This is a genomic window from Metabacillus sp. Hm71 (assembly GCF_051842955.2).
Lineage (GTDB): Bacteria > Bacillota > Bacilli > Bacillales > Bacillaceae > Metabacillus.
In genome coordinates this window covers 1,101,519-1,120,652 of the sequence record NZ_CM200278.1, presented here as the reverse complement: position 1 = coordinate 1,120,652, position 19,134 = coordinate 1,101,519, and the positions used below count along the sequence as shown (strand labels likewise).

Annotated in this window: 14 protein-coding genes; 3 read left to right on the top strand and 11 right to left on the bottom strand. The window is 37.2% G+C overall.

Annotated features, from left to right (window positions below; translation table 11 throughout):
• Window positions 1-38: 38 nt before the first annotated feature.
• From dapA to ACSVDH_RS05610, 9 genes are all read right to left on the bottom strand, one after another.
• Entirely contained in the window at window positions 39-971 is a 933-nt protein-coding gene (dapA, locus tag ACSVDH_RS05650) for a 4-hydroxy-tetrahydrodipicolinate synthase (protein WP_439248789.1), read from the bottom strand.
• Between the two features lie 26 nt (window positions 972-997).
• Complete coding sequence (locus ACSVDH_RS05645) at window positions 998-2,191, bottom strand: NAD(P)/FAD-dependent oxidoreductase (protein ID WP_439248788.1); 1,194 nt, start codon at window positions 2,189-2,191, stop codon at window positions 998-1,000.
• Between the two features lie 37 nt (window positions 2,192-2,228).
• Window positions 2,229-3,749, bottom strand: coding sequence for an aldehyde dehydrogenase family protein (locus ACSVDH_RS05640; RefSeq protein ID WP_439248787.1), 1,521 nt, complete (start codon window positions 3,747-3,749; stop codon window positions 2,229-2,231).
• A gap of 493 nt (window positions 3,750-4,242) precedes the next feature.
• Window positions 4,243-4,992: an SDR family NAD(P)-dependent oxidoreductase gene (locus tag ACSVDH_RS05635; protein ID WP_439248786.1), complete on the bottom strand. Its 750-nt coding sequence runs from the start codon at window positions 4,990-4,992 to the stop codon at window positions 4,243-4,245.
• Between the two features lie 167 nt (window positions 4,993-5,159).
• Window positions 5,160-5,852: an SDR family oxidoreductase gene (locus ACSVDH_RS05630; RefSeq protein WP_439248785.1), complete on the bottom strand. Its 693-nt coding sequence runs from the start codon at window positions 5,850-5,852 to the stop codon at window positions 5,160-5,162.
• A 195-nt stretch (window positions 5,853-6,047) separates the two neighbouring features.
• Window positions 6,048-7,544 carry an alanine/glycine:cation symporter family protein gene (locus tag ACSVDH_RS05625; RefSeq protein ID WP_439248784.1) on the bottom strand — a complete coding sequence of 499 codons (1,497 nt, stop codon included), beginning with the start codon at window positions 7,542-7,544 and terminating at the stop codon, window positions 6,048-6,050.
• A gap of 985 nt (window positions 7,545-8,529) precedes the next feature.
• On the bottom strand, window positions 8,530-9,870 hold the full coding sequence (locus ACSVDH_RS05620) for an aspartate aminotransferase family protein (RefSeq protein ID WP_439249140.1): 1,341 nt from the start codon (window positions 9,868-9,870) through the stop codon (window positions 8,530-8,532).
• A 45-nt stretch (window positions 9,871-9,915) separates the two neighbouring features.
• Window positions 9,916-11,373, bottom strand: coding sequence for a CoA-acylating methylmalonate-semialdehyde dehydrogenase (locus ACSVDH_RS05615; RefSeq protein ID WP_439248783.1), 1,458 nt, complete (start codon window positions 11,371-11,373; stop codon window positions 9,916-9,918).
• Window positions 11,374-11,784: 411 nt separating this feature from the next.
• Entirely contained in the window at window positions 11,785-13,410 is a 1,626-nt protein-coding gene (locus tag ACSVDH_RS05610) for a PucR family transcriptional regulator (protein WP_439248782.1), read from the bottom strand.
• 643 nt (window positions 13,411-14,053) lie between these two features.
• On the opposite strand from ACSVDH_RS05610, the gene ACSVDH_RS05605 reads away from it, so the two are divergent.
• The 3 genes from ACSVDH_RS05605 (at window position 14,054) to ACSVDH_RS05595 (ending at window position 16,698) form a co-directional block, all read left to right on the top strand.
• Window positions 14,054-14,935, top strand: a complete 882-nt coding sequence (locus ACSVDH_RS05605; RefSeq protein WP_439248781.1) for a LysR family transcriptional regulator — start codon at window positions 14,054-14,056, stop codon at window positions 14,933-14,935.
• Window positions 14,936-15,263: 328 nt separating this feature from the next.
• A complete protein-coding gene (locus tag ACSVDH_RS05600; RefSeq protein WP_439248780.1) occupies window positions 15,264-16,130 on the top strand; it encodes an RNA polymerase sigma-70 factor in 867 nt (288 codons plus the stop codon).
• Window positions 16,131-16,236: 106 nt separating this feature from the next.
• Window positions 16,237-16,698: a carboxymuconolactone decarboxylase family protein gene (locus ACSVDH_RS05595; RefSeq protein WP_439248779.1), complete on the top strand. Its 462-nt coding sequence runs from the start codon at window positions 16,237-16,239 to the stop codon at window positions 16,696-16,698.
• A 70-nt stretch (window positions 16,699-16,768) separates the two neighbouring features.
• On the opposite strand, the gene ACSVDH_RS05590 is transcribed toward ACSVDH_RS05595, so the two are convergent.
• Window positions 16,769-18,424: a glycerol-3-phosphate dehydrogenase/oxidase gene (locus ACSVDH_RS05590; RefSeq protein WP_439248778.1), complete on the bottom strand. Its 1,656-nt coding sequence runs from the start codon at window positions 18,422-18,424 to the stop codon at window positions 16,769-16,771.
• Between the two features lie 245 nt (window positions 18,425-18,669).
• Window positions 18,670-19,020 carry a YisL family protein gene (locus ACSVDH_RS05585; RefSeq protein WP_439248777.1) on the bottom strand — a complete coding sequence of 117 codons (351 nt, stop codon included), beginning with the start codon at window positions 19,018-19,020 and terminating at the stop codon, window positions 18,670-18,672.
• Between the last annotated feature and the right edge of the window lie 114 nt (window positions 19,021-19,134).

The window sequence follows — 19,134 nt, the reverse complement described above, 5'->3', positions numbered from 1 at the left end:
TTAGTTGACTGAATACCCTGATTCTTTAAGTTTTTCATTTATACCCCAGAAAAACTTGGCTTATCCGATGATTTAACTTTATATCCTAACTTTACTAGTTCCTCTTTAATCTTTTCTTTTATCTCGTCTGTAGGTTGTGTTAAAGGCTTTCTCACTTTCCCGCCTTTCATTCCGATCAGGTCCATGCCTGCTTTTACCGGCCCTGGATATGGATTACCTTCCGCCTCCATTAAGCCATAGATGCCTGATAATTTTCTATTCAAATCACGCGCAGCATTTAGATCGCTCTTCTCAACTGCCAGTTCGTATATCTCTACTAGTTCCTTAGGAAGCAAATTAACGAGGATTCCAAAAGCACCCTGTCCTCCAACGGAGAAAGTAGGAAGGATAAAGTGTTCTTCACCAGTAAATACAGTAAAGTTTTCAACATCCTTCGTCAAAGCCACAACTTCACATAAGTGACCAAAATCTGCTGATTCTTTAACACTTACAATGTTTTCTTCCTGGCTTAATTCATAGATCATTTCAGGAGAAATGGTAACACTGGTTGCTCCCGGATAATTGTAAATAACGATTCCGACATTTGATTTTGCAGCTACTTCCTTGAAAAATTCCCGAATTCCTTTTTCACTAGTCTTATGATAATAAGGAGGCAGAACCAGTCCCCATTTAGCGCCACAATCTGCAGCATAATTGGCAAGTTCGATTGTTTCTTTGGCAGTTGGGCATCCAACACCTGCCATAACAGGTACTCTTCCTGCAGCATATTCACAGCCAGCCTTGATTAAACTTTTCCGTTCCTCTAATGACATAACATGGTATTCTCCTGTTGTGCCTCCAACCAGAAGACCATGGACTCCGCTTTCAATTTGAAAGTCGATTACTTTCTGATAAGACTTAAAATCAATGGTTTCATCATCATTGAATGGCGTTATTAATGGTACAAAAATTCCTTTTGGTGCAATGCTCATCATTTATTCCTCCAATTATTATAATTTTAGATATTAATAGCTTGTTTTTTCTTGTATCTAGAATAATTCAATTTATCAATGTTAAAATCTGTTGGCTCACCTGTTATGAGCTGAGCCACCATTCTTCCGGTGATCGGAGACATACTGATTCCATCTCCTTCATGCCCACTGGCAATAAAGAACCCAGGGACTTCTTCCACTTCTGACACAATTGGAAGGTGGTCTTCAACCCAAGGTCTCACTCCAGCATAGGCTCTTATGCAGTTAATTTCTTTTAAGACGGGCAAGAAGCGAATGGCCCTCTCTGCAATGGCACGCATAACCTCGACTTCTGAGCTAATATCAAACCCTCTAAAGGCCCGATGTCCTCCTACTAAAAAGTTATTTGCGTCAGTAGGCTCAATCGTAAAAGCGACATTATGTTTTTCAACTAATTCACTTACATTTCTTTTAAACTTAATATCTTCGAATTTAGATAACATGTATCCGAATTCATGAACTTTTTGACTTGCCACCTTCAATGGCGTTTTCTCAGATATTAAGACCATGCCTTTTCTTGGCTTAATCGGGATATGAACCCCTACCATTTCTGCTATTTTAGGTGACCATACTCCGGCACAATTAACGATTCTTTTTGTTTTGAAGGTGCCTCGGTCTGTTACTACACTTTCAACCCTTCCTTTGTCATCAAGTGTAATATTTTGCACAGCATGATAGTCATAAACTTTTAGACCCAGCTTTTTTCCTTCTTCAACAAAGGCATAACATAATTTATATGGGTTCATGGACGAATCTACTTCTGTCCATATTCCTCCGGCTAAATCATCAGCTAAATATGGTTCAATTTCCTGTAATTCATGTCTGTCAACCATGCGCATATCATAACCATCTTTTGCTTGCTGAGAAACATATTCCCTGGCAATTTCCAGCTCTTTTTCTGTTTCACAAACATATAAACTTCCTCGTGAAGCAAACTCGAAATCGACTGAAAATTCTCTGGCTAATTGTTTAAAAAGCTGGATACTTGCATAGCCTATTTCCGTATCAATACCAGGTTTTTTATCACAAATTAATGCAACTGCGTCACATCTGCTCGAAGTACCTGATGCAACACCGCCTTTTTCAATCAATGCAACCTCAAGACCCTTTTTTGCCAAATGGTATGCTACACTAGATCCAATTACACCAGCTCCAATGACCACAACATCAAAATTTCTCATTTGAAATCCCCTCTAAGAAAATATGGTTTCTCTACTGCTATTTCCCCTGAAAAAATCCTGATGGTTCAACTTTAAGGTTTACATTAATCTGCTTCGTTTCTAGATACTCTTCAAAACCATACGTTCCCAAGTCTCTGCCGATTCCGCTTTGCTTGTACCCGCCCCAAGGCGCTTCATTAAACGTTGGGTGATACGTATTGATCCATGTAATCCCTGCACGCAACCTGCGAATCACACGATGTGCTTTAGCGCCGTCATTCGTGAACACAGCACCAGCCAAACCAAAAGCTGTACCATTCGCTAATTCTATGGCTTCCTCTTCTGTTTTGAAGGTTTGAATCACTAAAACCGGACCAAAAATTTCTTCCTGAACAATTCTCATGTTAGGTGTTGTATCTCCAAAGATCGTAGGCTCAACAAAATAACCCTTACCATAATCACCCTCGACAATTCGGTTTCCTCCACAAAGCAAGGTAGCCCCTTCCTTTTTTCCGATCTCAATATAGTCAAGGACAGTGTTCATATGATCTTCTGAAACGAGTGGTCCCATTTCAACATCTGCTTCCCAACCTGGACCAACTTTGATCATCTTGGCACGTTTGACTAATTCAGGTACAAACGTTTCATATAGACTTTCTTCCAGCAATAACCGTGAGCCTGCTGAACACACTTGGCCTTGATTTGCAAATATAGCAAATAATGCATAATCAACTGCTGTTTCAAAATCTGCATCAGCAAAAACAATATTAGGAGATTTTCCGCCTAATTCTAAACTAATCTTCTTCACTGTATCCGCTGCCGATTTCATTAACCTAATGCCTGTATCAGTTCCACCGGTAAAGGAAATTTTATCAACGTCAGGATTAGACACTAATTCTGCCCCTACTTTACTTCCAGGACCTAACACTAGGTTAACGACACCAGGTGGAAATCCTACTTCATCAATTATTTCAAATAAGCGAATGACAGAAAGTGGCGTCTGTTGTGCTGGTTTCACAATCACTGTACAACCAGCAGCAAGGGCGGCAGCAATTTTTTGATTTGCCATAACTAACGGGTAGTTCCAAGGAACGATAAGTCCCACAACACCGATCGGTTCACGGACAACCATTGCTTGAATGTCATCGGGAACATCGTAAGTTTGACCATGTGGCTTTGTTGCTAACCCAGCATAATAACGTAATTGATTTACAGCATCTTCAACGTCAGCAATTGACTCTCTTAATGTTTTTCCATTATTCAATGTATCCAAATAAGCAAATTCTTCTTTTCTTTCATCTAATTTATTTGAAATCTGAAGAAGTAGTTCTGCACGATGTCTAGCTTTGCTATTCATCCATCCATTTTCATAAAATGCCTGTCGTGCAGCTTCAATTGCCTTTTTGGCATCTTCTGCCGTCCCCTCAGTAACTATTCCAATTACCTCTCCATTTGCAGGATTAACAATTTCTCTTGTTTGATTTGATTCACTTAATGCCCACTCACCATTTATGAACATTTTTTGAGTAATACTATTGCTGATTAAAACTGATTCAATATCAGTTTTTTCTAAAATCATTAAGATCACCTCTTCATCAATTTATACAAATTGTAAAATTAAGAATTTTGTAAATACTATCTGCTTTAAAGATACATCAGGTATTAATGTTCTTCATTGGACAATGTGTAAAATATATCTAGTCATTTATTTAACACTAATTGAACTAGATTGATCTTTTATAGTCACAGTGTCCTCTCACCTAGTAATCTTGAAGTATAATGTATAAAAAAACAGATCGCTTCAAGAAACGTCTGTTCAATATTTTCTACTATTTATTTTCAGAGGATTACTTCAGTATCCTTTCTAAAGTGATATAGATTAAAATACAGGATCTACCTCCGCCTTTTCTGCATTTCATAAACTTTTAAAAAGACAGCAATATGGTTTACTCAAGCTATAACCCTTATTGTATAACTACATTTATAGAAAAAAAGAACCTAAACAAATAAAGGTTCTTTCCATTAGCACCATAATCACTTTTGCATGATTAAACTTAATTTGAATTACAAAATTATTTTACTGAGTAACCTCCATCCACGAAAATATGAGTTCCAGTAATGAATGACGATTCGTCTGAGGCCAGAAAAACAGCTGGACCTATAATATCTTCTGTCTCACCTACCCGGTTAAGCATGGTTAGACTACTTTCACGCTCCATTACCCCTTGATCCGCCAACCGTGCTTCAGTCAGATTAGTCCGAATGGTTCCTGGTGCAATCGCGTTTACTCTGATTTTCATTCCTCCGAGATCTGACGCCATATGACGTGTCATAGCAGCAACTGCTCCTTTGGAAGCACCGTATTCTACAGTGTTCGGTTCTGCAAGAATAGAAGTAGTAGAAGAGATATGAATAATTGCACCTCCTCCTTGTTCGGACATAACACGAGCCGCTTCTTGACTACATAGAAATACTCCCTTAGCATTGACCTGCATAACACGGTCGTAATCTTCTTCTGTTAATTCAAGAAAAGGTTTCCGTATCGTAATTCCCGCATTTGCTACGAGAATATCTAACCGGCCAAAATTCTGAACTGTCAGCTCTACGCAATTTTTTACATCTGCTTGATTACCAACATTGATATATGTAGCAAGCCACATTTCCTCTGATGCTCCTGATTCTTGAGCCGCTCTTTGTGCTGATTCTATATTAATATCCGCAAAGACAACTCGTGCACCTTCTTTAAGATATCCTTGTGCAATCGCGGCACCCATACCGGATCCAGCTCCTGTCACTAACGCCACTTTATCTTTAAGTCTCATTTTCACCACTCCTAAAATGTAGTTGTATTCCCATCCTTCTTTAACTAGAAATTAAATGTCTTTTTATTCCTTAAGCAAGAGAACCATATCATTAATAATTAAAACAAATGTCTCAAAATCGGATAAATAGAATGAATAATCTGATTTTTATATTAATAGTTTCTTTATTAGTACTTATTCTTATTATCTTTAATAACAACTTCTTCCACTAATACGTTTTTTCGTGGTTTGATACTTTCCATGATGATATCTGCAACATCATCCGGTTCCATAAACGTTTCTTCTGTTTTAGCTCCCTCCCATAATTCAGTTTTCATATTCCCCATATAAGCCCCAAATACCCTAATAGCAGTATGCTCAAGTTCAAGCGCTAAACTTTCAGTAAATCCCCTTGCACCAAATTTACTTGCACTATAAACCGACTCGGTAATTTTTCCTCTCTTACCTGATAGAGAAACAATGTTGACAATATTACCCTGATTTCTCTTTTTCATGTCGTTTAATACTTCTTGAGTACAAAAGATGGTACCTTTTAAGTTAATATCAATCATTTGGTGGATAGATTCTTCGCTTATATTTTCCGCCAAATCAAAGACCCCAACTCCTGCATTATTAATTAATAGATCAATTTGTCCAACTTCTTCTTTAATTAATTGCAAAACTTTTGCTACATTATTTTTAGACGAAACATCCACTTCATAAATAGAATGACTGTAGCTTAATGTTTCAGCTGTTCGACTAAGTTTTGTTTTCGTTCTTCCGAGCAAACATACGTGGCAGCCTAGGTCAGAATATTTTTTTGCCAACGAAGCCCCTAACCCACTTCCAGCACCTGTAATAACAACAACATTAACATCCATGTAAATATAACTCCTCCTTTATCCCAATATTAGGTTGACCTCTTGATGGATGGACAAAGATCATGACAAATACTATTAAAAAAAAAATGAGATAAATACTACACCTCTGCCCATATTATTCTGTGATCAGAATGACATTTTACGGTTGAAAATAGCCCAACCATTTATAGAGGCAAGCCTAATGTTTCCTTTCATTTAAGAAGAGATAGATGCCCTTTTATTCTGTTCTTGATTCTCAATGTACTTATTTTGTTTTAAATTTTTATATTCTTTTTCCCAATATTCAGCACCTGTTATACCCAGCTTAGCAGGGTCAAATACAGGATCTTTTCCTTCCTTCCTCTGACTCTCGTAATCTTTTAATACTTTAAACGCTTGCTTAGAAAGGAATAAAATAGAAAATATATTCAACCAGGCCATGCTTCCAATTCCTAGGTCTCCTAATCCCCAGGCAAGTGACGCTGCTTTAATACTACCGTAGAAAACAATTGCCAAGATGACAAACTTTAAGACATGCTCTGTCCAAACTCGCTTCACTTTTCCCATTGCATAAGCAAGACATGTTTCTGCACTATAATAATAGGCTACTAATGTAGTAAAGGCAAAGAGTAAAATGGCAATTGCCACAAAAGGAGCACCAAATCCTGTCAGCACCGATTCAACTGCTTTTTGTGTGTAAATTGTACCCGGTTCAACATTCCCCAGATTATTCACAAGTGGTTTCATCCCATCCGGCGTCACATTATACATACCTGTTGAAAGAATCATAAACCCAGTGGCAGAACAAATAAGTAGCGTATCCACATAGACAGCAAAAGACTGAACTAGCCCTTGTTTAGCAGGATGAGAAACTTCTACCGCTGCGGCCCCATAAATTTCACTTCCTACTCCGGCTGCATTTGAATAAATACCTCTTCGAACCCCCCAGGCAATTGCCGAACCTATAATCCCTCCAAATGTTGCATCCATTCCTATAGCACTTGTAATAATAAGTGAAAACATGTGAGGAATTTCAAAAAAATTAACACCTAAAATAATGAAACAAACCAAAATATATCCAACAGCCATAAATGGGACAAGTATCTCTGCAAATTTTGCAATTCGTTTCACACCGCCAAAAATAATAGTAGCTAGAGCAACAACCAATAGGACCCCAGTTACTGAAGGTTTTATCCCAAATGCAGTTTCCATACCAACTGCAACAGTATTTGCCTGTAAAGCCGGTAATAGTATTCCCTGCGCGAGCACTGTGACAATGGCGTAGATTACAGCAAGCCACTTCATTTTTAACCCTTTTTCTATATAAAAGGATGGACCTCCACGCAATTGCCCATTCACTTTAACTTTATATACTTGCGCGAGCGTTGTTTCTACAAAAGAGGTAGCAGCTCCTAAGAATGCCATAACCCACATCCAAAAGAGAGCACCTGGCCCCCCAAACGCGATAGCGGTTGCCACACCTGCAACATTCCCTATTCCTACTCTACTGGAAAGCGTCATGGCTAAACCCTGGAAAGAAGATACCCCCGACGCAGAACTTCCACCTTCAAAAATTAACTTTCTCATATCCTTAAAATGCCTTATTTGAAGAAAACGAGTAGCAACAGAATAAAACACCCCTACTCCTAGGAAAATGTAAACCAATGCTGAACTCCAAACAATTCCATTGAGCCAATTTACAAATGTCTCCATAAAAAATCCCCCATCCGAAAACTAAAGTTTTTCTCTAAACCCCTCGCTTTTATATAGTTTTAAACAACATAATGATGAGATTCATAGATAGATTTCAAATTTTTCAGAATACTCGAAAGTCAGTAAATATCCGCATAGAAATTATCATACAGTTCAAAAATAACTATTAATAGCTGTTCAATCTCCCCTATACTTTACCAAGTAATTTATTTAATTCACCTCCTCATATTAATAGTAGATGCCCCAATAAAATTGATAGCTCATTCTCTTTTTCTGTCAATTTCTTACGTATCTTTTCATTTAGTACTACTCTAATTATTTTGGCATCTTGATTTAAAACCAAACAGAATCTTTTAATTATTACAAATATAAATAATATTTAGATTGCTAACATTGGACATAGTGTTAAAAATTAATAGCTATTAATTTAACATTGAAGTTGGAATGGCTACAGGTTTCAGCTTACATACAACTAAGTTGGGAGAATGAAGCGGGTTAGATCGTTAAGTGTAGACTAAATCTTCAACTGTTTATCATAACTAATAGTTGATTTAACAAAGTACTACTGGGTCAACTCAACTACGATATTACGAGATTTGTTTACCTCCGATAAAAACCTAGAACACGAAAAAAAGAGGGAATATTTTAATAAGAAAAACGCAAGGCGTATAGCATTCGGCGACAAGCATAAAACGAATAGGAATAGAAGGTGTTCTTTACCTTCAATTCCTATTTGACTAGACCCTAGAGCCGATGGCGCCTGGAGCTAGACACTAAAACTAAGTACAAAATTTTATACTTCTTAAAGTGAAATAAAAAACGATTGCCCTCCTTTTTATGGAAGGCAAAGTTGAAAATTATAATAAAAAGTGAATTAATTTAAGTTGAAGATTTAGGAGCCCTGACAATAGCTAAAGCATTTGCTGTAATCCCTCCTACAAGCTTCCAAACAATAATGACTTTACATATGTTCAATTATAATTAACTACAATTGAAATATACTATCCTTTAACGTTTTAACAATAAAAGTAAAGTCATCTTCTGTAATGCTTAATGGAGGAGAAAGTTGCAGAACATTATTGAATCCTGCAACAGTGTCACCATTTTTGCCGATAATCAGACCTTTTTCTTTACAAGCACTGATGACTTTGTTCACTTTTTCAATGGCAGCAGGTTCTTTTGTTTGCTTATCTTCTACTAGTTCAATGCCTAAGAGAAGACCTTTTCCTCGAACATCTCCAACGTTTGGATGGACTTTTACATCCTCTAATTCAATTAATAGTCGTTCACCCAATTCCTTGGAGCGTTCAATGAGCTTCTCATTCTCCATAATTTCTAGGTTCTTCAAAGCAAGGGCGCAAGCAGCAGGATTTCCTCCAAACGTATTCACATGGCGGAAGCGATCATAATCTTCACTGCCTGTATAAGCATCGTAAATCTCTCTTCTGACTGCCGTTGCAGATAACGGAAGATATGCACTTGTAATTCCTTTTGCCATTGTAATGATATCTGGTTTGACGCCATAATTCATAAATCCGAATGGTTTTCCTGTCCGGCCAAATCCGCATATCACTTCATCACAAATAAGCAATGCACCATGCTTCTCGCAAATTTCTTTTACTTTTGCCATGTATCCATCAGGTGGCATTAAAATTCCGCCCCCGGTAATAATCGGTTCCATGATCACACCAGCCAATGTTTCGCTCAACTCCCATGTCATGACACGGTCGATTTCATCTGCGCTTGCCAATGTATGAACATCATCCGGATTACGATACGTGTCAGGAGGTGCTACATGGAGAAACCCTTGTCCCAATGGCTCATATTTATATTTTCGTTGTGCCTGTCCTGTTGCAGCAAGGGATCCCATTGAATTACCGTGGTAAGCCCGATAGCGTGAAATAAACTTATAGCGTCCATGATCCCCTTTTTGATGATGATATTGGCGAGCAATTTTAAATGCTGTTTCGTTCGCTTCTGAACCACTGTTAGAAAAGAAAATGACGTAGTCGTCACCAAGCCATTCATTTAATTTCTCTGCTAACTTAATGGCAGGAACATGACTTTGTGATAAAGGGAAATATGGCATTTCCACAAGTTGTTCAAAAGCCGCTTTTGCAAGCTCTTTACGGCCATACCCCACATTCACGCACCAAAGACCTGACATGCCGTCTAAATAACTGTTTCCATCTATATCCGTCACCCATGCCCCATCTGCTTTTGTGATAATTAAATTTGCTGGATTAGGCGCTGCCCCCCTCATTGCATGCCAAAGGTATTTTTCATCTGTTTTTTGCAAATGTTGTGCTTGTTCTGTTGCTTGCATCATCATCAACTCCATTCTCTCCTTTTATGGTGATACACCTTTTCTTCAATATCGAGCTGTAAGCATTTTTTTACGAGTATAGAATTCTACCCCATCTTTTCCATTGGCATGGAGGTCACCATAGAAGGATTTCTTATAGCCTGAGAATGGGAAGAATGCCATGGGAGCAGGAACTCCAAGATTCACACCAAGCATACCTGCATCAATTTCTTCACGGAATTCACGAATGGCTTTAGCACTGTCAGTATATAAACATGCACCATTTGCGAATTCAGACTTATTTGTAAGTTCAATTGCTTCCTCTAAAGTTTCCACTCGAACAATCGATAACACCGGGGCAAAAATTTCATCTTGCCAAATTTTCATATCCGTTTGTACGTGATCAAAAATCGTAGGGCCAATAAAGTATCCTTGCTCATTCTTTGCATCATTTCTTCCATCCCGGATAAGAGAAGCGCCCTCATTTTTACCATTTTCAATATAATTAATGGTACGTTTTTTATGTGACTCCCGAATGACTGGCCCAAGGAATACGCCTTCATCCATACCATTTCCTATTTTAATTCCATCGGCAGCTTTTTTAAGTCGACTTACTAATTCATCTGCAACGTCTCCAACTGCAACCACAACGGAAGCTGCCATACAACGCTCACCTGCAGAGCCAAATGCAGCACCGATAATATTGTTTACAGCATTGTCTAAATCTGCATCCGGCATGACGATTGAATGATTTTTTGCTCCAGCAAGAGCCTGAACACGTTTGCCATTAGCCGCTGCTGTTTTATATACATACTCAGCCACAGGTTGAGAACCAACGAAGGATACCGTTTTCACATCCTCATTATCTAAAATGCCATTTACAACGTCATGTGCACCATGCACAATATTTAATACACCATCTGGAAGGCCAGCTTCTTTAAACAATTCAGCTAAGCGATTAGCCAACAAAGGTGTTCTTTCGGATGGTTTTAATACAAACGTGTTTCCACATGCAATTGCGAGCGGGAACATCCAGCATGGAACCATCATCGGAAAATTAAACGGTGTGATTCCTCCAATTACTCCAATCGGGTAACGATACATACCCGATTCAACTTCAGTAGCTATATCCGGAAGCTGCTGTCCCATCATTAAAGTTGGTACACCCGCAGCAAATTCAACACATTCAATCCCTCGAAGAACTTCCCCATATGCTTCGTTGTAACTCTTTCCATTTTCTAATGTAACTAGAGTTGCCAATTGGTCCCAATTTTCAACTAATAGTTGTTGATAGCGAAATAAAATTCGAGCTCGTTTAGGTACAGAGACTTTTCTCCACTTTTTGAATGCTTCTTTAGCAACGGCAACTGCGTTATCTAAATCTTCCCGAGTGGAAATTGGCACACGAGCTATTATCTCTCCTGTTGCTGGATTTGGTACTTCTTCAATTTGATTACCTGTAGATTCTATCCATTGTCCACCGATAAAGTTTTTTAATGTTTGGACAGTTTGTGTTAGCTCCATTGTAAAACCTCCGATTTTTGAAAGTATATCAATCCTTTGAGCTAATTATATTTGTCATAAATACCCCTATCATTAGACAATGTGTAAAATATTCCGCATTTTTTTTCTACATTATGAGTGATAACCTTTGAAACTATTGACAAGTTGTCTTTATATAAGAAAAGCGCAAGGCGCTTAGCATTCGGCGACAAGCATAAGGCGAACAGGAATAGTAGGTGTTCTTTACCTTCAATTCCTATTTGACTAGACCCTAAAGGCAGTTAAAATCGCGACGGCCTTATCTCTTAACTGCACTTGCACGTCCTGTGCTTCGCCGCTGGCGCTTGGAGCTAGACACTAAAACTAAGTACAAAATTTTATACTTTCATAAACTATAAAAAAAGAAACCCAGATTTAGGGTTTCACTACAAGTTATGATGACTTAGTTATAGAAGCATATTCATATGGTGACTTAGACGCAGAGGTATATTCATATGCAGATATCGCAACTTCAATTGCTTGACGCTTATAAGGATCCATGAAGTCCCTTCCAATTAGTTCATACAATTTGTCAAGTCGATGATAAAGTGTTTGTCGAACAATATGAAGTTGTTCAGCTGTTTCTTTTTTGGCCCCCTTACATTGCAAATAGACTTTTAATGTTTTTAGTAACTCTCCATTATTCTGTTGATCATGTAATAATACAGGTCCTAAATAATCGGAGATGAATTCACAAAGAATTCCTTGTTCATTAGCTGCTAACACTAATCGGAAAATATATAAATCCTCATAAAAATAATTACTTAATTCATTCGGCATTTTTTCTCGAATATTCAATGTTTCTTTTGCTGTATGAAAACTATTTTTAACATGACTTAAATCATTGACAAATTTTCCTACACTAAATTTAAGTTGGGAAAATTTCTGTTTTTTGATAAAGTCGGACTTTTTTAAGCAATCTATTCCTTCTTGCACCCTGCGCTTCAAATCATCCGTTTTCCACTTATTGAGTAGCACAAAAACCAATTGATTTTTTTGTACATAAGATAACAGAAAGATACCTCGTTGTTCAAAAATAGAGCGAAAATATACTTTTAAATAAGTGAATTCTGAAATAATTTTATCTAGATTATCGGCTTTACAGATTAAAACAGTACATCCATTTGGCTTGAGATTTGGTTCAAGCTCCGAAAGGTATCTGTGAATTTGTTCATTACTATGACCTCCTTCAAGCCAACAACTAACCCATTCCGCTTCTTTCGCCTTTCTTTGTTCTTCAATGTATAATTCGCGTAAAAGGCTTTGAGCTAATGCTATAGCACTACGGTCTAATACTAGAGATTCAAACTCTGTAATGGCCTCGGCTTCCGAAATGATGAACAGATCAGCAAAAGTCTGATTCAATGCTTGCACAGATTGATGAGCAACATTCATAAGTCTAGGTATCTTATTACCTTTCAAAAGTTGAACTAATTTATCTTGTTCTTCTGGTGATTTTTTTGAGATAACTTGAACTTTCCCTTGGTTTGAAATATAAAAAACTGTCATTTTTAAATGATCATGTAAAAGTTGCAAGATTTTTTGCTGTGGATTAGAGGAAAGAAGTAATTGATTTAATCTATTCGAATATTCTTCTAGATCTGAAAGGATTTGATAGTGCTTTTTAATCAAGAGACTATGTATCTCTTGTGTAATATCAATAAACCGTACTTCCTTTGTAAAAACAATTAATGGAAATTCATGGGCGTCCGCTAATTCTATAATTTCTTGTGGTATTTTAGATACATACGATCCTAATTCAATACAAAGCCCAGCTGCATTGGAATTAATAGACTGTTTAACTAATGAACCAAAAACCTCTTTATCTCCTTTCCATCCAATCCCTGTAGAAAGGATAAGCTCATTTCCATTTATAAGATTTTCAATTGAGGTTACTTCCATAACATGGACCCATCGAACGAGCCTATAAAGGCCAGCTTTCCCCGCTATTACTTTTGCATGCTCAAAATGCTTATTCTGTAAAATTTCGTGCACCGATAATTTAACTTCAAAGTTCATTAACAACTTCCTCCCCTGCCTAGGTTTTGGAAAACTTTAATAACTTGTTAATTACAATGGACCAATCAATACTCTTTGTTAATTAAATAGATTCCTTTAATTTCTTACTCAGATTTAAAATGATATTCTAATAATTAACAACTAGCGTAAATATCCCATTCAATACACCAATTATTATATTCATAAATCTATCTCCCCCTTCAATAACGATGTTACATATCCTTACACATTATTTTCAAAATTACATTTTAGGAGGAAAACAATAAGATTAAACCTTTTAAATCAAATGTTTTTTTAAGGCTCAAAAAATGTAAGCGGTTAAAAAATAAAAATCAAATAGCAGTTACCCTTATTTATTTTTGAAGCGTTTTCAATTATTCTGAAATAACTTATTGTTTTCTTGAATTACTTCTTAATAAATAGTTGGCATAGATTTTCGACACACCACTTATAATACCGTACTATCGCACCGAAGCCTTATGCAGCTTCCACTAGAACACTTTTTCAACCGGCAAATACTATTTTCGATTCTTAATTGGAATGTAGATAAGTTATTTTCAGTATAAACGAAAGACTTTCCATGAGTAAAATGAATATTTATAATATTATGTATGAAAAAAACTAATGTTCGAAGGAGAATAAGATGACAATTAGTCGATTTGAGGTCTTTCACGCTGTAGTCGAAACGGGGAGTCTAACAAAAGCCGGAGAAATGTTAAACTTAACGCAATCAGGTATCAGTCATGCCATTAATAGTCTTGAAACTGAATTTGGCTTTTCTTTACTAACCAGAGGGCGATCTGGTATTTATTTAACAAGTAATGGGGAGCGTATGCTTACATATATTCGTGAAATCCTGACCTTAAATGATAGAATGAAACAAGAGGCGGCAGCAATAAACGGTTTGGAAGTGGGGATAGTGAGAATCGGTACATTTACTAGTGTTGCTACACAATGGTTACCCCATATAATAAAACAATTTGAGCATAATCATTCAGGAATTGTTCTAAAATTGTATGAAGGCGATTATTCTACGTTAGAACAGTGGATTTTAAACGGGGTAATTGACTGTGGTTTTCTCACTTTACCTATAACCAAATCACTTGAATTTCTCCCTTTAAAAAAAGATAAAATGCTTTGTATTCTATCAGATCAACATCCACTTCATAAACTAGATAGTATTTCCTTCAAACAAATACAAGAAGAACCCTTGATTATGCCTAAGGAAGGTTGGGACCATGAGATTAAACAAATTTTCAGAGAAAACAATATAAAGCCAAATGTGAAGTACGAGGTATCAGATGACCAAGCGATCATTGCTATGGTCCAAAATAATTTAGGTATCAGCATACGGCCTGAGATGACTTTATCCCATATTCCCAAAAACATTCGTATTCTTAATTTGGAAAACGAGTCTTTTCGTTTTATAGGCATCGCTACAAAACCAAATATGTCTCCTGCCACCAAAAAATTTATTGATTGTGTCCACTCATGGTTATGCGACCACAATTTACTGGATTTGTAGCATTATTAACGTCTTTTCAGGCTAACATATAAAATCCCTTAAGTTTTGCCCTCCTTCATGGTGTGTCTTACTAGTGGGATAAAAGAGAAAATAAAGGATTTGAAGTGATTTTTTTAACAAAGTATGTTATCTTTTTTAATAGAAGATGTGTATAAATAAAAAGAACGGTAAGGTGCTGCTAACACCCTACCGTTAGCACAACATAAATCCTCTGTTTCAGAGGGAAGCAAATGAGTGATTTACCTATTGAAACCACCCTGGCTGAGCTAAAGGGTGGTTTTCACTTTCTTTGTAAAAGATAAATATAATAGAAATAGGTGAAGCAAAGATGGAGTTGGATACATTATATAAAACATATCAACCGTACCTTTTTTCCATTGCATATCGGATGCTTGGATCCATTACCGATGCAGAAGATATGGTTCATGATTTATTCCTTCAGCTTAAGACTGATACCAACCAAATTAAAGACTTGAAAGCCTATCTCGCAAAAGTGATAACAAACCGATGTCTAACTTTCTTAAATTCAGCTCGAAAAAGAAGAGAGCTTTATACAGGGCCTTGGTTACCCGAGCCTCAGGTGCACCAAGCAGAACAGCCTTTAGATAAAATGCTGACAGATGAAACAGTGTCATATGCTTTTCTCATTTTGCTGGATCACCTTTCACCAATTGAAAGAGCAGTGTTTGTACTTAGAGAAGCATTTTCTTATGAGTATAGAGATATTGCTGAGATACTGGAAAAGTCAGAAGTAAATTGCAGAAAAATCTACAGTCGAGCTAAGAAAAAATTAAATACGGATCTGCCTGTTCATCCGAAGAATACTAGGCAGGTTGACCTTATAGCAGAGTCATTTATAAAAGCATCGGTTACCGGTAACTTTGAGGAATTTATTGATCTTCTGACAGAAGATGTTGTACTTATATCCGATGGTGGCGGAAAAGTGCCTGCTGCATTAAATCCAATTGTAAACAAACAGCGTGTATCTGCTTTTCTTAAAGGAGTTACAGCTAAAGGAAGTTTCATAGGAGAAGTTCTTCCAGTGATCGTAAATGGTCAAAAAGGGATCTTGCAAGTAAAAGAGGGACATCCTGACAAAGTCATCTGCTTTGAATTAGATTCTCAACAAAAAACGATCCAGAGAATCTTTATTATCCGAAATCCTGATAAATTAAAGCATATCCCTATTCCTTAAAAAGAATAAACCGAGAGCTCTAATTTGAGCTTTTTTAATGTCACAAATCAAACCTCTATTTAGTCTTAATAGTGAAACATAAATTAATTAAATGGAGGTTATCTACATGGAGCAACGTATTAACTACATGCAAACAAATCGAGAAGTCTTTAGATTAATGAGACAACTGGAGGACTACAAGAAAACAACAGGATTTGATAGTAAACTCATCGAATTAGTGAAAATTCGTGCGTCTCAAATCAATGGCTGTGCTTTCTGCTTGGATATGCACACAAAGGATGCCCGGGCAATTGGTGAAACAGAACAAAGAATATACTGTTTACCGGCTTGGCGGGAGTCACCCTTCTATTCTGAAGAGGAAAGGGCAGCGTTAGAATTAACGGAAGCCGTTACAACCATTTCCGCAAACGGGGTACCAGATGATCTGTATCAACGGGTTCGCAAGCATTTTGATGAAAAACAATATATCGATCTCGTTACGATCATCATCACCATAAACGGATGGAACCGTTTGGCTATCTCAGCAAATAGCATACCAGGACTTTACCAGCCTGTAGCAGAAAAATAATGTTAACAGCATGAGAATGGGGGTGTCTCAACCTTTTGAGACACCCCCATTTTACTCTCTCTTTACTCATTTATTGATTGACCGGCGTAACTGCATCCGTTAGCTCTCGTTCTAATTGTCTTGTAAATTCAGCCGTTTGCTCCTTCGTCCAACCAAGCTTTTCTTCCATAAATGCAATGACCTCATCCTTCCAGCTGCGAACCCAATCAATGTTAAAGAATAAGGCTCCTGTACGGCGAATAAAGAAATCCACTGGCTTTGTTGCCATTTCCTGTTCAATCGCGTACATTAACTGTGCATAAACGATGCGTGATAGCTTCGTTTCTACTGTGTCATACTGTTTTCCGTAACGGAAAAGCTCATCAACATTCGATCCATACATAGCAGCTAAGTGATGTCCCTCTTCTTTTGTGAATCCGGATTGAAGAGCTTCTATTGCTTTTTTTGCAATAAATGGCCCTAACCCTTTAGAACCGCCAACATTTCCTCCTGAAATTGGGTATGTTTTTGTTTGGCTTTCTTTGAATCCTTTCCCCTGTTCTTGAAGACGTTTGGCAATAAGATCAACTACAGCCTCCGCCATTTTCCGGTAGCCAGTAAGCTTCCCGCCCGCGATGGTAATCAGCCCGCTTTCAGCCTCCCAGATTTCATCCTTACGGGAGATTTCAGAAGGATCCTTTCCTTCCTCATAAATTAATGGTCGAACACCAGCCCAGCTTGATTCAACATCCTTTTCTGTTACCTTGACATCAGGGAACATAAAATGGATCGCTTTTAAAATATAATCACGGTCCTCAGCAAGCATCTTCGGATTCGCCGTATCCTTGTCGTAAAACGTATCTGTTGTACCTACATATGTTTTACCATCACGCGGAATCGCAAAGACCATCCGTCCATCAGGTGTATCAAAATAAACGGCTTGACGAAGCGGGAATTTTGACTGATCAATGACTAGATGAACACCTTTTGTCAAGCGAAGCTGTTTATTATTTCTTGCATAATCATGTTTCCGAATCTCATCAACCCAAGGGCCGCCCGCATTTACTACCTTTGCTGCTTTTATTTCATAAAGCTTGTTCGACATCATATCTTTTACAACAACACCTGTTATTTGTTTATTTTCATATAGAAATTCTTCCGCTTTTGCATAATTGATAACATGTGCGCCATTTTCAACAGCCGCTTTCATCGTTTCGATGGTTAAGCGTGCATCATCTGTCCGGTATTCAACATAATATCCGCCGCCTTTTAATCCTGCTTTTTTCACAAGCGGCTCTTTACGCAATGTATCAGTTGCTGAAAGCATAGAACGGCGTTCAGATTTTTTAACACCTGCTAAAAAGTCGTAGACACGAAGACCAATTGACGTACTAAATCTTCCAAAAGTCCCGCCTTTATGAATCGGTAATAACATCCATTCAGGTGTTGTTACATGCGGACCGTTTTCATAAACAATGGCCCGCTCTTTCCCAACCTCAGCAACCATACCGACTTGAAATTGTTTTAAATAACGGAGACCTCCGTGAACAAGCTTTGTTGATCGGCTCGAAGTACCCGCTGCAAAATCCTGCATTTCCACTACCGCTACCTTCATCCCTCTAAGTGAAGCATCTAATGCAATGCCGGCACCTGTAATACCGCCGCCAATAACTAACAAGTCATATTGATCCTTAATCATTTCTGTTAATTGATCTACTCTGTTTAAAGCCGAGAATTTTATCGACATTTCGTTTTTTTCCTCCTATAATTAATGACCTTATTGTTAAAAATATCCAATTATCACTAAAAAAGAGAGACCACGACTTTATTATAGCCCTTTTAAGCTATAACACAGTCTTGGTCTCTCTGAATCTCAAACCAATTTATTAACTTATTTTTATTATAACATATTTCGTTTAATATTGAAGTAGAAAGTTATAAAAAAGAAGGTGTTTCAAGCATAAAGTTTTGAAACACCTCCTTAATCACTTATTAGCCTAATGGGGAAAAGCCTAATGGCAAACGCAAACCTAATAAAATTGTTAGAATAAGTGAAATAATGAAGATAATCCAAAAAACTTTATTTGGCTGGCTTTTTTTCGCCTTAACTAATACCATTTCCATCATACCGATCGTTACGATTCCTAAGATGATCTTACCAATATACTCTCCACTAAATAGATGAATACCTGAAGCAATAAGCACACCTGTCACAATGATTAAAATATAAAACAGTCTTAAAACCATGTGAACTACTTTTTCTTTTCCTGATTTTAATAGTGAGTTTGCTACGAAGAAAAGGATAATGGCGATTACCCATGTCGTAATATGTGCATGTGTCATATTTTTTCCTCCTTAATAGGTTCAAACAACCCTATTTTAGCATGATTCACTAAAAATATTAATGAAACTGGTTCAAAGAATTGTCTGCTTGTGTCTATTTTATGAAATCCTGCC

Excerpts from the sequence above, each read along its gene's own strand:
- ACSVDH_RS05600 (WP_439248780.1), top strand. The coding sequence starts at position 15,264 with ATGGAGTTGGATACATTATATAAAACATATCAACCGTACCTTTTTTCC.
- ACSVDH_RS05645 (WP_439248788.1), bottom strand. The coding sequence starts at position 2,191 with ATGAGAAATTTTGATGTTGTGGTCATTGGAGCTGGTGTAATTGGATCT.
- ACSVDH_RS05615 (WP_439248783.1), bottom strand. The coding sequence starts at position 11,373 with ATGGAGCTAACACAAACTGTCCAAACATTAAAAAACTTTATCGGTGGA.
- ACSVDH_RS05630 (WP_439248785.1), bottom strand. The coding sequence starts at position 5,852 with ATGGATGTTAATGTTGTTGTTATTACAGGTGCTGGAAGTGGGTTAGGG.
- ACSVDH_RS05640 (WP_439248787.1), bottom strand. The coding sequence starts at position 3,749 with ATGATTTTAGAAAAAACTGATATTGAATCAGTTTTAATCAGCAATAGT.
- ACSVDH_RS05585 (WP_439248777.1), bottom strand. The coding sequence starts at position 19,020 with ATGACACATGCACATATTACGACATGGGTAATCGCCATTATCCTTTTC.
- ACSVDH_RS05590 (WP_439248778.1), bottom strand. The coding sequence starts at position 18,424 with ATGTCGATAAAATTCTCGGCTTTAAACAGAGTAGATCAATTAACAGAA.
- ACSVDH_RS05605 (WP_439248781.1), top strand. The coding sequence starts at position 14,054 with ATGACAATTAGTCGATTTGAGGTCTTTCACGCTGTAGTCGAAACGGGG.
- ACSVDH_RS05635 (WP_439248786.1), bottom strand. The coding sequence starts at position 4,992 with ATGAGACTTAAAGATAAAGTGGCGTTAGTGACAGGAGCTGGATCCGGT.
- ACSVDH_RS05620 (WP_439249140.1), bottom strand. The coding sequence starts at position 9,870 with ATGCAAGCAACAGAACAAGCACAACATTTGCAAAAAACAGATGAAAAA.
- ACSVDH_RS05625 (WP_439248784.1), bottom strand. The coding sequence starts at position 7,544 with ATGGAGACATTTGTAAATTGGCTCAATGGAATTGTTTGGAGTTCAGCA.
- ACSVDH_RS05610 (WP_439248782.1), bottom strand. The coding sequence starts at position 13,410 with ATGAACTTTGAAGTTAAATTATCGGTGCACGAAATTTTACAGAATAAG.
- ACSVDH_RS05595 (WP_439248779.1), top strand. The coding sequence starts at position 16,237 with ATGGAGCAACGTATTAACTACATGCAAACAAATCGAGAAGTCTTTAGA.
- dapA (WP_439248789.1), bottom strand. The coding sequence starts at position 971 with ATGAGCATTGCACCAAAAGGAATTTTTGTACCATTAATAACGCCATTC.